This is a genomic window from Embleya sp. NPDC050154 (assembly GCF_044460165.1).
Lineage (GTDB): Bacteria > Actinomycetota > Actinomycetes > Streptomycetales > Streptomycetaceae > Embleya.
The window spans coordinates 407,976-422,583 of sequence record NZ_JBITJP010000003.1 but is presented as its reverse complement, the minus strand read 5'-3'; the positions used below and the strand labels follow the sequence as shown (position 1 = coordinate 422,583).

Annotated in this window: 10 protein-coding genes; 8 read left to right on the top strand and 2 right to left on the bottom strand. The window is 73.4% G+C overall.

The genetic code is table 11. The features are described 5' to 3' along the window. Positions 1 to 35 precede the first annotated feature (35 nt). The 3 genes from ACIBSV_RS08505 to ACIBSV_RS08495 all read left to right on the top strand — a co-directional run bounded on the left by ACIBSV_RS08505 (position 36) and on the right by ACIBSV_RS08495 (position 4,226). On the top strand, positions 36 to 986 hold the full coding sequence (locus tag ACIBSV_RS08505; RefSeq protein ID WP_395860593.1) for a LysR family transcriptional regulator: 951 nt from the start codon (positions 36 to 38) through the stop codon (positions 984 to 986). Between the two features lie 51 nt (positions 987 to 1,037). Next, complete coding sequence (locus ACIBSV_RS08500) at positions 1,038 to 1,334, top strand: DUF6506 family protein (RefSeq protein WP_395860591.1); 297 nt, start codon at positions 1,038 to 1,040, stop codon at positions 1,332 to 1,334. Between the two features lie 105 nt (positions 1,335 to 1,439). Further along, positions 1,440 to 4,226 (top strand): SpoIIE family protein phosphatase, encoded by a 2,787-nt coding sequence (locus ACIBSV_RS08495; protein ID WP_395860589.1) that lies wholly within the window; start codon positions 1,440 to 1,442, stop codon positions 4,224 to 4,226. Between the two features lie 81 nt (positions 4,227 to 4,307). Here the strand turns inward: ACIBSV_RS08495 and ACIBSV_RS08490 are convergent, their stop codons facing one another. Both ACIBSV_RS08490 and ACIBSV_RS08485 read right to left on the bottom strand, forming a co-directional pair. Continuing rightward, on the bottom strand, positions 4,308 to 5,897 hold the full coding sequence (locus ACIBSV_RS08490) for an amidase (RefSeq protein ID WP_395860587.1): 1,590 nt from the start codon (positions 5,895 to 5,897) through the stop codon (positions 4,308 to 4,310). A 147-nt stretch (positions 5,898 to 6,044) separates the two neighbouring features. Further along, complete coding sequence (locus ACIBSV_RS08485) at positions 6,045 to 7,478, bottom strand: PucR family transcriptional regulator (protein WP_395860585.1); 1,434 nt, start codon at positions 7,476 to 7,478, stop codon at positions 6,045 to 6,047. Between the two features lie 88 nt (positions 7,479 to 7,566). Between ACIBSV_RS08485 and ACIBSV_RS08480 the strand changes: the two genes are divergently transcribed. The 5 genes from ACIBSV_RS08480 to ACIBSV_RS08460 all read left to right on the top strand — a co-directional run bounded on the left by ACIBSV_RS08480 (position 7,567) and on the right by ACIBSV_RS08460 (position 14,605). Beyond that, the gene (locus ACIBSV_RS08480; protein ID WP_395860583.1) at positions 7,567 to 8,604 is read left to right on the top strand and encodes a DUF917 domain-containing protein; all 1,038 of its coding nucleotides are present in this window, start codon (positions 7,567 to 7,569) and stop codon (positions 8,602 to 8,604) included. Next, on the top strand, positions 8,601 to 9,953 hold the full coding sequence (locus tag ACIBSV_RS08475; RefSeq protein ID WP_395860581.1) for a hydantoinase/oxoprolinase N-terminal domain-containing protein: 1,353 nt from the start codon (positions 8,601 to 8,603) through the stop codon (positions 9,951 to 9,953). Before ACIBSV_RS08480 ends, ACIBSV_RS08475 begins: the two co-directional genes overlap by 4 nt. 201 nt (positions 9,954 to 10,154) lie before the next feature. Beyond that, entirely contained in the window at positions 10,155 to 11,600 is a 1,446-nt protein-coding gene (locus ACIBSV_RS08470) for a purine-cytosine permease family protein (protein WP_395860579.1), read from the top strand. Positions 11,601 to 11,640: 40 nt separating this feature from the next. Continuing rightward, positions 11,641 to 13,554, top strand: coding sequence for a hydantoinase/oxoprolinase N-terminal domain-containing protein (locus ACIBSV_RS08465; RefSeq protein WP_395860577.1), 1,914 nt, complete (start codon positions 11,641 to 11,643; stop codon positions 13,552 to 13,554). Beyond that, complete coding sequence (locus tag ACIBSV_RS08460; protein ID WP_395860575.1) at positions 13,547 to 14,605, top strand: DUF917 domain-containing protein; 1,059 nt, start codon at positions 13,547 to 13,549, stop codon at positions 14,603 to 14,605. The genes ACIBSV_RS08465 and ACIBSV_RS08460 overlap by 8 nt, the downstream gene beginning before the upstream one ends. Positions 14,606 to 14,608: the final 3 nt, after the last annotated feature.

Here is a 14,608-nt window from a genome sequence, read left to right as displayed (position 1 = left end):
GGTGCGACCGGCTGCGCGGGGATAACATCCGCCGGATGGAGTTGCGTCAGTTGCGGTACTTTCTCGCGGTCCACGAGGAGCGGCACCTCACCCGGGCCGCGTACGCGCTGGGCATCCGGCCGACGTCGTTGAGCCAGCAGATCATCGCTCTCGAGCGCGTGCTCGGGGCGCCGCTGTTCGTGCGTACCCCGGGCGGCATGACGCCGACCGAGGCGGCCGACCGACTGGTGGCGGACGCGCGGGCCGCGGTGGAGGCGGCACGGCGGGCGAAGGAGTCGGTACACGGGCGGCGCGTGATGCGCGCCGCACTCACGCCGGGGGCGCCGCCCTGGGTCGCGCCCGCGTTGTGGCGGGCGGCCGGGGAGTCCACGCCCGAGATCGCCGACCGACAGACGGGCGAACAACTGGTGCGGCTGCGCGCCGGCTCGTTGGACGTGGGGGTAGTGGTACTGCCGGAGGACCTGCACGACCTCGCGTGCGTGGAGGTCGGCGACGCGGAGTTGGGAGTCCTGGTCGCCGGCGGGCATCGCCTCGCGCGGCGGAGCACGGTGGACTGGGCCGACCTGTCCGGGAGCGCGCTGTTGTGGTTCGCGCGGTCGTCGGCGCCCGGCTACCACGACGCGACGCGTGCGGCCTGGACGCGTGCGGGGTGGCGGCCGAGAGTGATCCGCGAAGGTCCACCGCGGCGCGCGTTGTTCACCGCCGAGCTGGCCGGCGGCGACGACATGGTGGCACTGCGGCCCGCGTGGGACGCGCACGACGCAGACGGCCTGGTGTGGCTGCCGTTCGCGACGGACGCGCCGCGCATCCGGCACGCGCTGGTCTGGAACGCCGACGATTCGTACGCGGCGCGGTATGCCGCGACCGCCGCCGACCTGGTGCGTGAGGCGCGACCTCAGGCCCGTGCGGGTGCGCCTCGTGGACGGCGGGCGGTCGAAGGCGGTGTGCTGGGATCGACCGGGCCCGCCGCGTCGAGGATCCGATAGGTCGACGACGCCGGGGGCCGACAGCGAGGAGTCGAACAGGAGGCGTCCGCCATGGCGCTGACGGCATGGGGATTCATCTACACCGCTTCGGGCGCCGATCCCGACCGCGAGACCGTCGTCGTGACACCCGACTGCCGTTCCGTGTTCGTCGGTGTGGACCGGCCCGAGCAGGCGATCCGGGTGGCTCGGCGCCTGGTCGCGGAAGGTGCCCAACTGATCGAGCTGTGCGGAGGATTCGGGCCGGTGTGGGCCGCCAGGGTGATCGAGGCCGTCGAAGGCGCGGTCCCGGTGGGGGCGGTGGCGTACGGCGCGGAGGCGGTGGACCAGGTGCACGCGATCTTCGCGTGAGGCGCCGACTGGGCGCGTTCGCCTCGCGGCGCGCCGCGCGTGGTGGTCTCGTCCCATGGGTCCCACGAGTGGTCCCGTGACGCCCCAGTGGGTACAACGGTAGACATGGCCGATGATTCCGGCCGATTTCGGGGTGCATCGGTTCAGTCACCGTCCGGCAGGCGCCGGCGAAGCGTTGCCGGGCAGGTGTTCGTCCTGCAAGTCGCCGTGGTGTTTCTGCTTGTCGCCGGCGCCGTGCTCGCGCTGGTGGTGCAGTCCCGACACGACAGCGACCGCGAGGCCCGCAACCGGGCGGTCGCCGTCGCGCAGACGTTCGCCCACTCGCCCGGGGTGATCGCCGCGTTGCGTTCACCCGACCCGTCCGCGGTGCTGCAACCGCTGACCGAGGCGGGGCGGATGGCCGCCGGTGTGGACTTCATCGTGGTGACCGACACCCAGGGGATCCGCTACACGCACCCCAGGCCGGAACTGATCGGTCTGCCCGTCGTCGCCAACATCGAGCCCGCGCTGGCCGGGCACATGCTCGTGGAGAGCGTGAACGGCCCGCTCGGACGCGAGGTGCAGGCGGTGGTCCCGGTCACCGCCCCCGACGGCACGGTCGAGGGTGTGGTCATCGCCGGGCTGCGGGTCAAGAACGTGACCGGCGTGGTCGACCGGCAACTGCCGATCATCCTGGCCACCGGTGCCGCCGCGCTCGCCCTGGCCACCGGCGGGACCGCACTGGTGACCCGGCGGCTGCGGCGCCAGACACGGGGCCTGGGCCCGGCCGAGATGACCCGCATGTACGAACACCACCACTCGGTACTCCACGCGGTTCGCGAGGGCGTGCTCATCGTCGGCGCCGACACCCGCCTGGTGCTGGCGAACGACGAGGCCAGACGACTGCTCGACCTCCCGCCCGACGCCGAGGGCCGGCGGATCGCCGACCTGCCCGGCCTCGAACCGGGCACGGCCGCGCTGCTGATCTCCGGTCGTGTGGTCTCGGACGAGGTCCATCCCGCCGGGGATCGATTGCTGGCGGTCAACCAGCGGCCCACGGATCGTCACGGCGGTCCGCGCGGGACGGTCGCGACCCTGCGCGACACGACCGAGTTGATGACGCTCTCCGGCAGGGCCGAGGTGGCGGGCAGGCGGCTGAAACTGCTGTACGACGCCGGGGTGGCGATCGGCACCACCCTGAACATGGTGCGCACCGCCGAGGAACTCGCCGACGTCGCGGTCCCGCGTTTCGCCGACTTCGTCACCGTCGACCTGGCCGCCCCGGTCCTGGACGGAGGGGAGCCGACCGGTAGCGGCGCCAACATGCGCCGCAGCGCCGTCGCCGGCATCCGCGACGATCACCCCCTGTACCCGCTCGGCACCCTGATCGACTTCGTCCCCTCGACCCCGCAGGCCCGCGGACTCGACAGCGGCCGGTCGGAGATCGTGGCCGATCTCGCGACCGCGGACGACTGGCACGCCCAGGACCGGGAGCGCGCGGGAGCGATCGTCGAATACGGGATCCACTCCCTGATCACGGTCCCGGTCCAGGCGCGCGGCTCGGTGCTGGGCGTGGCCAACTTCTGGCGGAGGGAAAAGCCCGAGCCGTTCGACCGGGAGGACCTGTTCCTCGCCGAGGAACTGGTCGCGCGCGCCGCGGTCAGCATCGACAACGCACGCCGCTACGCCCGCGAACACACTCTGGCGACGGCGCTGCAACGCAGTCTGCTGCCGCGTGCCCTGCCCGCGCAGAGCGCGCTGGAGGTGGCCCACCGCTATCTGCCCGCGCAGTCCGGGGTGAGCGGCGACTGGTTCGACGTGATCCCGCTCTCCGGTGCCCGGGTGGCCCTGGTCGTCGGTGACGTCGTCGGCCACGGGCTGCACGCCGCGGCCACCATGGGCCGGCTGCGTACCGCGGTGCACAACTTCTCCACGCTCGACCTGCCGCCCGACGAACTCCTCAGCCACCTGGACGACCTGGTCGGCCGGATCGACCAGGACGAGGCGGACCCGGACGTCGGGGCCGGCATCATCGGCGCCACCTGCCTGTACGCGATCTACGACCCGGTGTCGCGGCGCTGCGCGATGGCCCGGGCCGGGCATCCGTTGCCCGCGCTGGTGCACCCGGACGGCATCGTGGAGTTCCCCGACCTGCCCGCCGGGCCGCCGCTGGGACTGGGCGGCATGCCGTTCGAGACCATCGAGATGGAGGTTGCCGAGGGCAGTTCGCTCGTCCTGTACACGGACGGGTTGATCGAGGACCGCACCCGCGACCTGGACGTCGGGATGGGGCTGCTGCGCCAGGCCCTGGCCCACCCCGGCCGCACCCCGGAGCAGAGCTGCGCGGCGGTCCTGGACGCGCTGCTCCCCGAACACCCCAAGGACGACATCGCCCTGCTCGTCGCCCGCACCCGCACCCTGGACGGCGCCCGGGTGGCCGAATGGGAGGTGCCGTCGGATCCCGCCGCGGTGGCCGGGATGCGCGAGGTGGTCTCCGCGAAACTGGAGGAGTGGGGGCTGGGCGATCAGCTCTTCGGCACCGAGTTGATCCTCAGCGAGCTGATCACCAACGCCATCCGCTACGGGTCCGAGCCGATCCGGGTACGGCTGTTGCGCGACCGGAGCCTGATCTGCGAGGTGGCCGACGGCAGCAGCACCGCCCCTCACCTGCGGTACGCGGCCACCATGGACGAGGGCGGCCGGGGTCTGTTCCTGGTCGCCCAGATCGCCGCGCGCTGGGGTACGCGGTACATCCCAGAGGGCAAGATCATCTGGGCGGAACAGCCCCTGCCCGACCCCACCGAAGCACACGCCGCCCCGGCGCCCGCGGATACCGATCCCGCGGACACCGATCCCACGGACACCGATCCCGCGGACTTCGGGACGGCCCCGGCGAACGAACGGACTTCGTGATGACGCGGCGACCCGCCACCGGGAGGTGTGCCCGCTCGGGAAACACCTCGCGGTGGCGGACTTCCCGCGGGCGACCGCCGGTCAGGTGCCGGGTTCCACGGTCGGGAGGTAGCGCGGCGCCCGCCAGGCGTCGAGTCGGTGTTCGACCGCCGCCCCCAGGGACAGCAGCTCGCCGTCGCGGTGGTCGCCGGACATCAGCAGCAGACCCACGGGCAACCGGTTCACCAGGCCGGCCGGCACCGACAACGACGGGTACCCGGCCACGGCCGCGGGGGTGGAGGACGGGATCACGTCGTTGTCGCCGCGCGCACAGTCGGTCGTCCAGGCGGGCGGGTTCGTCGGGGAGGCGATCGCGTCCAGGCGATGGGCGGCCATGGTCTCGTCGATGGACCTACGCGAGAGATCCTTCAACTCGGCGCGTGCGGCCCGGTATTGCGGGTCGGTGGTGGGCGGCGCGAGCAGGGCCTGCTCGAACAACTCCTGACCCGCGAAGCAGGTCTGCTCCGCCGGGTGGGTGCGGTTGAACTCGATCAGTTCGGCGAGGTCGCGCGGTCCCCGGCGGGTGGCGAGGTAGGCGTCGATGTCGCGGTGGAACTCGCTCAACAGTGCGGGAAACTCCAGTTCGGCGAGTCGCTCCTGGTAGGGGAGTCGCACCTCGACGACCTCGGCGCCCGCCTTGCGCAGGCTGTCGGCCGTACGCGTCATCAGGGCGTCGACCTCCGGCCCGAGCGAGGGCAGCCGCCACAGTCCGATGCGCTTGCCGCGCAGTGCGCCGGGGCGTGTCGACGCCCGCGCGACATCGAGGGAGGCGGTGAGCTCCGGGGCGCCGCCGCTGATCACGGCGAGGGTGAGCGCGGCATCGGTGACGTTGCGCGCCATCGGTCCCGCGGTGTCCTGCTCGGCGGAGATGGGCACCACGCCGGCCTGGCTGACCAGTCCCAGGCTGGGCTTGTGGCCGACGACACCGTTCGCCCCGGCCGGACACACGATCGAGCCGTCCGTCTCGGTCCCGATCGCCACCTGCGCCAAGGACGCGGCGAGCGCGGCTCCGGAACCGGACGATGAACCACACGGGTTGCGGTCCAACACATACGGATTCCTGGTCTGACCGCCCACCGCCGACCAGCCCGAAGTGGGCTTGGCCGCACGGAAGTTGGCCCATTCGGACAGGTTCGTCTTGCCCAGGATGACCGCGCCCGCGTCGCGCAGGCGGGTGACCAGGGTGGCGTCGGCGTCCGGCGGGCTCCCGGCCAGTGCCAGTGACCCGCCCGTCGTGGGCAGGTCACGGGTGTTGACGTTGTCCTTGAGCAGGACGGGAATGCCGTCGAGCGGGCCGCGGGTCTCACCGCGTCGATGCCGGGCGTCGCTGGCCGCCGCCTGGCGCAGGGCGGTCGGATCGGTCCGCAATACCGCGTGGATTTTCGGGTCGACGGTCTCGATCCGCCACAGATAGGCGCCGGTCAGTGCCGACGAGGTCAACGAACCGCGCGCCATGCGCGCCTGTAACTCGGGGATCGTCACCGTGTCCAGATCGACGCCCAGCCTCGGCGGCGAGCCCGCGGCGGCCGGCGAACCGCCGGCGTCGGCGGCCTCCGCAGGTGAACTCGGCGCGGTCACAAGGCATCCCGCGACGAGGGCGGCGATCAGCGTGGCAACGCTTCTCTTTGTCATGGGAGTCATCGCACTACACGGCGGCATCCGGCACAAGGTCACCGGGACGCCCGGACACCGGGTTGCCGGGGACGCCATCCGGCACGGCGCGCGACGCACCGGGTGGGTCGGCGGGGTGTGGTCGCCTCGTCCGTCGGGTGTTCGTACTCACATCAGGTGGGCGCGGCAGGCCAGTTGTACCGCGAGGCGTTGTTGGGGATCCTCCAGGTCCGCGCCGATCAGTTCGCCCACCTTGCGGACGCGTTTGGTGACCGCGTTGCGGTGCAGGTGCAGTTCGTCGGCGGCCCGGGCGGGCGAGCCCTGATGGTCGAGGTAGGCCTGTAGCGTACGCAGCAGCGGCGCGGCGCGCTGTGGGCCCAACGCCAGCACCGGGGCCAGGAGTTCGTGCACCGCCTCGCGGGCCGCGTCGGAGGAGTACCAGTCCAGCAACATCCGGTCCAGACCCGCCGCGTCGTGCGCGGCGATCGGGCCGGACCCGCCGCCGCCCGAGCGCAACAGGGCGGTGCGGGCCTCGCGGGCGGACCTGCGCAGGCCCAGCACGCCGCGATGGGCCGCGCCCACCCCGCAGCGCAGGTCCGCGCCCGGGTTGCGCTCGCGCAGCACCACCAGGAGCCGGCCGGCGTCGGCGAGCGTCGCGCGCATGCCGTCGCGGCCCGGGTCGGTGGGCTGTGATCGAGTCAGCACCAGCGCCTCGTCGACGCGCGCGGCGTTCCAGGTGACCGGGCCCAGCGAACGCAACAGGCGCAGCGCGAGCGGCCCGGCGGCCTCCAGGAGGCGGTATCGGTCGGTGCCGGCCAGGGCGATCGGCTCCACCCGCAGGGCCAGATGCCAACTGTCGACCGGCAGCCCCAGGGCCCGGCCGCGGCTGCCCAGGCGCAGTGCCTGGGCCTCGGGCACGGCCAGCAACTCGGCCAGGAGCTGGCCGCGCGAGCGCACCGGGACATCGTCGGCCGGGCCGGCCGCCGCCGCCAGCGCGCCCAGGGCGAGCACCGCACGCACGGCGCGGCCCGCCGCATCGGGTCGGTCCGGTGCGCTGAGCCAGACGTCGCCGTCGGGCCCGAGCGCCGACGCGCCGAACTCGCCCGGCTCCGGCGCACGCAGACCCACCGGCACCCCCAGAACCCGGGACGCGGCTCGGGCCACCCGCTCCGGGTCGCCCGCCACGGACGGCAACTCCCGGGCCGCCGCGTCCACCCGGGCCAGGGCGTCGGCCGCACCACCGCGGACCACTCGATCCACCGCCAGCACCAGCGCGGCCAGGTCGCCGTCGGTGTGCAGGATCGCGACCCGGCCCCGGTCGGCCAGCGCGCGGGCGGTGGCCGGGACGGGCGAGTCGGGCGTGATGGCGGTCAGCACCAGGCCCGCCGCGCCGGCCGCCGCGAGATCGCGCACCGCCACGTCGAGCCGATAGCCGCTGAGCGGTGTGGTCAGCACGACCAGGCAACCGGCGGGCGCGTGCGCCAGGCGATCCGCGCGCGTCTCCAGCCGCACGTCGGTCAGCGGGACGGCGTCGGTCGGTCCGGCCACGACGACGATCCCGTCGGTGTCGGGGCCGGAAAGCAGGTCGGCGAGTGTGGTCACGGCGCCCAGTGTGCCGGCAGCACATGTTTCGCTCGATCGGGTGCGTGTGGCACACATCCGACATGCCGTCCGTTCGTACCTTTGACCCATGGAACTCGACGCCGGACTGCTTCCGGACTTCGCGCGCGGCTGCGCCGTCCTGGGTTCGGGCGGCGGCGGGGCCACGTCGGTCACCCTCGCGGGCGCCCGGCAGGCGATCGTCGAGCACGGCCCGGTCCGGATCCTGCACCCGCGGGACCTGCCCGAGGACGCCAGGGTGATGACGGTCGGCACCGTCGGCTCGTCCCCGGTGATGGCCGAGCGGGTCGGCGGCGTCGCCGAGGCACGGCGGATGTTGGACCGGGTCGAGAAGGTCCGGGGCGGACCGCCGGCCGCGCTCATGTCGAGCGAGATCGGCGGCTCCAACGGCTGCGTGGCGGTCGCCTGGGCCGCACGCCTGGGCTTGCCGCTGCTGGACGCGGACAGCATGGGCCGGGCCTTCCCCCGGATGGACCAGAACGTGCTCGAACTCGCCGGGATCCGGGCCACACCCGCCGTGCTCGCCGACGAACGGGGCCGCACCGTGGTCGTCGACCACGCCGACGGCCCCTGGCTGGAGCGGGTGGTCCGGGCCGCGCTGGACGCGTTCGGTGGTCAGGCCGCCTGCTCGGACTACCCCCTGACGGCCGGTCAAGCCGCCCGGCACGCCGTGCCGGGCTCGATCCGCCGGGCGCTGGCCGTGGGCGCGGACCTGGCCTCCGGCGTACCCGGCGACCCCGCGCCGCCGACCCGCCGGGTGGTCACCGGCAAGATCGCCGCAATCGAGCGGGTCTCGCACGCGGCCACCGGAATCCTGGTCGAGGGCCTGGGCCGGGACCAGGGCCGGCTGCTGCGGGTCGAGGCGCAGTCGGAATATCTGGCCGTCCTGGAGAACGGCCGGCCGGTCGTGGTGACGCCGGACATCATCGCGCTGGTGGAGACCAGGACGGGCGAGGCCCTGCAGGTCGAGGTGCTGCGCTACGGGCTTCGCGTGTCGATCCTCGCGTTGGACTGCGCCCCCGCCTGGCTGACCGAGGCCGGCCTGCGCCTCGGCGGCCCGGCGGCCTTCGGGCTGGACCTGCCCGATCCCGAGGGGAGCGTGCGATGAGCGCCCTTGGCACGATCGGTGTGGACGTGGGCCCGACCCACACCGACGGGGCACTTCCGGCCGGCGACGCCCCGGCGATCACGGTCAAGGTGCCCTCGGCGGAGCATGCGGTGGACAGCGTCCGGATCGCCGTGGCCGCGCTCCTGCGGGACGCCCCGCGCCCGACGAGGGTGACCCACGTGGCCATCGCGCTGCGCAGCGCCGCGCACGCGGTCACCCGCCGCGAGGGGCTGACCCGGGTCGGCGTCCTGCGCATCGGCGGGCCCGTCTCGGACGCGGTGCCGCCGCTGGCCGACTGGCCCGCCGACCTGCGCGCGGCCGTGCACGCGGGCAGCGCGATGGTCGAGGGCGGCGCCGGCCTGACCCGCGCCGACACCACCTTGCTCGACCGGGACGCGGTGGCCCGGTTCGCGGCCGGCCTCGCGGGCCGCGCCGACGCGTTCGCGGTCTCCGGGGTGTTCTCGCCGATCGACGACACCCAGGAACACGAGGCCGCCGAGATCATCCGCCGTGAGGCGGGCCCCGACGTGTTCGTCGGCCTGTCCGCGGGATTGGGCGGGTTGGGCCTGATCGAGCGCGAGAACAGCACGGTCCTGGACGCCGCGCTGTCACGGCACACCGCGGCCCTCGCCGACGCGTTGACCTCCTCGCTCGGCGCCCTGGGTCTGGCGTCCGCGCCGATCCTGGTCACCCGCGGCGACGGCACCCTGACCGCGCTGGACTACCTGCGGCTGCACCCGAGCCTGGCGTTGGGCAGCGGACCGGCCGGCACGCTGCGCGGCGCCGGGCTGCTGACCGGGCTGACCGATGCGGTGGTCGCCGACGTCGGGGCGCGGCGGATCAGAGTGGGCCTGCTGGTCGGCGGCTTCCCGCAGGAGAGCAGGCCCGGGGAGGTCATCGGCGGCGTTCCGGTGAGCTTCCCGATGCCCGACCTGATCCGGGTCCCGGCCGAAGACCGCGACGCGTTCGAGGAGGCGGTGGACCGGATGCAGCCCGGCGCGGCCCGACTGCCGCTGATCGTGGTCGGCGGCGGCTCGGCCGCGCCCGCCGCGGCGACGGCCCCGGCCGCGCACGTCGTACGGCCCGAACACGGCCCGGTGGCCGGGGCGTTCGGGGCCGCACTCAGCCCGGTCGGCGGCGCCTACGAGCAACTGGTGCGAGCCGGGGAGGCGGCCGAGGCGGACGCGGTGGAAGACGTCCGCGAAGGCGCGCGCCGCAGTGCCGTGCGGGCGGGCGCCGATCCGCGCCGGGTCGTCGTACTCCCGGTCGAACGGGTCCCCGTGCCCTACCTTCCCGGTCCCGCGTTCAGCCTGCGGGCCCGAGCGGTGGGACCTCCCGCGCCGCTGTGAGCGGTCCGCTCAACGTACGCGCGGAGCACCACCCGTCCCGGTGAGCCGCGGCACGACACCACGCACACCCGCCCAGCCCAGGGCGGGTCTTCCAACCCCCGCCGAGCTCCACGACGCCCGGCACCGCACCTCGCCGCCCGGCGACACGTCCCCTTCCGGTCCCAGGAATTCGTGCCGGTCCCCAGGAATCCGAGGAAACGCATGACCACAGACAGCAGAACGACCGACGCGGGCACACCCTCGCCCAAGGCCGTCGACGCGGGTGCGCCCGACGCGTCGGGCCCGGACGAGGACTACCCGCTCGAGCGTGTGCCGCAGTCCGCGCGCTACTCGTGGTTCAACGTCGCGATCCAGCGCTTCGGCCAACTCTCCGACCTGACCCAGTTCCTGCTCGGCGCGACGCTGGGCGCCGGGCTGAGCTTCTGGGGCGCGTTCTGGGCCTTCACGCTCGGCTCGGTGATCCTGGAGGTGGTGTGCATCTTCGTCGGCATCGCCGGGATGCGCGAGGGCCTGACCACCTCGGTGCTGGCCCGCTGGACCGGGTTCGGCCGATACGGGTCGATCCTGATCGGCCTGGTGATCGCGGTCAGCCTGTTCGGCTGGTTCGGCGTGCAGACCGCGGTGTTCGCCGCAGGGCTGCACTCGCTGGTCCCGGGCGTGCCGTTGTGGGGCTGGTGCCTGATCACCGGTCTGGGTGTCACGATCCTGGTGCTGCGCGGGTTCCGCGCGATGGGCTGGACGGCCTTCGTCACCGTGCCGGCGTTCCTGGGCCTGGCGGGCTGGGCGATGACCGTGGAGATCTCCCGGCACAGCATGGGCGATCTGGTCGCCTCCCCGCCGTTCGGCGAGCACATATCGATCGCGACCGGCGCGACGATCGTGGCCGGCTCGTACATCATCGGTGCGGTCACCACACCGGACATGACCCGGTTCAACCGCTCCACCGCAGACGTCGTCAAGCAGACCCTGGTCGGCATCTCGCTGGGCGAGTACGTGCTGGGCCTCGCCGGTGTGCTGCTGGCGTACGCGGTCAAGTCTTCCGACGTGATCGCCATCATCACCGCCTCCTCCGGCGTCGCGGGCGTGCTGATCCTGGTGTCGGCCACCGTGAAGATCAACAACTGGAACCTGTACTCCGCCGCCCTGGGCCTGATCAGCGCCGTCGAGTCGACGATCGGGATACGCCTGAACCGCACCGTCGTGACGATCGCCATCGGCGTCCTCGGCAGCCTCGCGGCCGCCGCCGGCATCCTGGACCGGTTCACCGACTTCCTGACCGTGCTCGGCGTGGTGACCCCGCCGATCGCCGGAATCATGGTCGCCGAGTACTTCGTCACCAAGCGCTGGCGTGCGCAACTGGACGCCTCCCGCGCGATCGGCCGACTCCCGGAGACCGAACCCTTGTGGGTGCCCGCCACGATCGTCTTGTGGACCGCCGCCTCGGTGTTCGGTTGGTTGTGCGAGCACTACCAGTGGGCGGGAGTGCCGGCGCTGAACTCGCTGCTGGCCGCCGGGCTCGGATACATCGTGGCCGGTCGGCTGAACCTGGTGCAGCCGCACCGCGAACTGCCGGTCGAGCAACCGGCCCACCCGGCCGCGGCCCGCGAGATCGCGGCCGCCGGCGAAGCCGCCGCAACTCCGGCCTGAACACCCCCACACCGCCCGTTTCGGCAAGAGGAACCACCACATGCGCATCGGAATCGACGTCGGGGGCACCAACACCGACGCCGCCCTGCTGAGCGACGACAACCACGTCGTCGCCGGCACCAAGTCACCCACCACCGCCGACGTCACGTCGGGGGTGGCCGCGGCCGTCGCCGCACTGCTGGCCGCGCCCGGCGCCGACGGGCGGCCCACCGATCCGGCCGCGGTGGACGCGGTGATGATCGGCACCACGCATTTCCTGAACGCGCTGATCGAGGGCGAACGGCTGGCGCGGGTCGCGGCCGTCCGGCTCGGCCTGCCCGCCACCGAGGCGCTGCCGCCGATGGTCGACTGGCCCGAACGGCTGCGCGAGGTGGTCGGCGGCGGCACGTACCTGTGCCACGGCGGGCGCGAGTTCGACGGTCGGATGATCTCGCCGCTGGATCCCGACGAGTTGCGCCGGGTCGCGGCGGACATCCGCGCCCGGGGGCTGACCACGATCGCGATCAGCTCGGTGTTCTCGCCGGCGGCGGCCGAGGACGAGGTCCGGGCGGCGGAGATCCTCACCGGCGAACTCGGCGACGTACACGTGTCCCTCTCGCACGAGATCGGCCGAGTCGGCCTGTTGGCGCGCGAGAACGCGACGATCGTCAACGCCTCGCTGCGGGATCTGGCCGAACACATCGTGGACGCGTTCGGCGCGGCGCTGGTCGGGGCCGGGATCGGCGCGCCCTTCTTCATATCGCAAAACGACGGCACGCTGATGGACGTCGCACACGCGCGGCGCTATCCGGTCGCCACCTTCGCCTCCGGGCCGACCAACTCGATGCGCGGCGCGGCGTTCCTGTCCGGACTCACCGACTGTGCGGTCGTGGACGTGGGTGGGACCACGGCCGACGTGGGCATCCTGGTCGGCGGCTTCCCGCGGGAGGCGGCGGGCGAATCCGAGGCGGCCGGGGTGCGGACCAACTTCCGCATCCCGGACGTGCTTTCGCTCGGTATCGGCGGTGGCTCACTGGTCGCCGGCGACGGCGAGGTCGGGCCGCGCAGCGTGGGCTACCGGTTGACCGACGAGGCCCTGGTGTTCGGCGGCGACACGTTGACCGCCACCGACCTGGCCGTGGCCGCCGGTGCCGCCGACATCGGCGACGCGAGCGCGGTGGCCGGTGTGGAGCGCGCGTTCGCCGAGCGCGCGCTCGCCCGGATCGCCGAACGGCTGGCCGAGACGGTGGACCGCATGCGCACCTCCGCCGCGCCGCTGCCCGTGGTCGCGGTCGGCGGCGGCAGCGTGCTGGTCTCGGGCGGTCTGCCCGGCTTCCCGGACGTGCGGCGACCGGCCCACTTCGATGTGGCCAACGCGGTCGGCGCGGCCATCGCGCAGGTCGGCGGTGAGGTCGACCGGGTCTTCCGGGTCCCGGAGGGCAAGCGTGACCAGGTGCTGGCGACGGCCCGGGAGGAGGCGGTGCGCCGGGCCGAGGAGTCCGGCGCGCGGCCGGGGACGGTACGCGTCGTCGACGTCGAGGAGGTGCCGTTGGCCTATCTGCCGGGCGGGGCGACGCGCATTCGGGTGAAGGCGGTGGGGGATCTCGACCTTGGGCGGCCGGTCTCGGCGTACCGCGTGTCGGGTGCGGGGGACGGCGGTGCGGTGGGCGATGGCGCGCTGGGCGATGGCGTGTCGAACGTGGGCGCGTCGAACGTGGGCGTGGAGAAGCATGGCGCGTCGGACGCCGGTGCCGAGAAGCACGGTGCGTCGCAGGACGGCGCGGAGAAGCATGGCGCGTCGGCTGCCGGCGCGCGGAACGATGGTGCGTCGAAGGACGGCGCCGAGAAGCACGGTGCGTCGAACGAGGGCGCCGAGAAGCACGGTGCGTCGAACGACGGCGCGCAGGACGACGACGCGCAGGACGACGGCGCGCAGGACCACGACGCGCAGAACGGAGTTCGCACGCATGCGTGAGATCGGCATCGAGCAGTTGGCGGATATCGCGCGTGGCGCGGGCATTCTTGGTACGGGCGGCGGCGGGGACCCGTACGTGGGCATGCTGTTGGCTCGCGAGGCGGTGCGGCGATACGGCCCGGTGACCGTGCTCGACATCGACGAGGTGCCGGCGGACGCGACCGTCGTGCCGATCTCGTCGATGGGCGCGCCGACGGTGTTGTTGGAGAAACTCCCCTCCGGCCGCGAGGAGATCAACGCGCTGCGCGCGTTGGAGGCGGTGCTGGGCCGTCGGGCCACCCACCTGGTGCCGATCGAGATCGGTGGCGTGAACTCGATGATCCCGTTGGCCGCCGCGGCACACACCGGGCTGCCGATCGTGGACGGCGACGCGATGGGACGGGCCTTCCCGGAGGCGCAGATGGTGTTGCCCGGCCTGATCGGGGTGCCCAACTCACCGATGGCGCTGGCCGACGACAAGGGCAATACGGTCGTCGTCCAGGCGGTGGACAACACCGAGGCCGAGCGGATCGCCCGAGCCGTGTGCGTCGAGCGCGGCTGCCAGATCTCGTGCGCGGACACCGTCCTGCGCGGCGACCAACTGCGCGACGGCCTGGTCCCGGCGACGCTGACCCTGGCCGAGAACCTGGGCCGCGAGGTCCGCCGGGCGCGCGCCGAACACCGCGATCCGGTCGAGGCCGCCCGCGAACTTCTGGGCGGCGTACACCTTTCGGCCGGAAAGGTGGTCGATGTCGAACGCCGCACCGAGGGCGGGTTCGCACGCGGTCGGGCGCGCCTGGAGGGAGCCGGCTCGGTACTGGAACTGGACTTCCAGAACGAACACCTGCTCGCGCGCCGCGACGGCCGGGTGGTCGCCACCACCCCGGACCTGATCTGCGTCCTGGACACCGAGACGGGAGAACCGGTGACCACCGAATCGTTGCGCTACGGACTGCGCGTCACGGTGCTGGCCGCCCCGTGCGACCCGCGCTGGCTGACCCCGGCGGGCCTGGCCCTGACCGGCCCGCGCTATTTCGGGTACGACCTGGACCACCATCCGTTGACCGATTGAGCG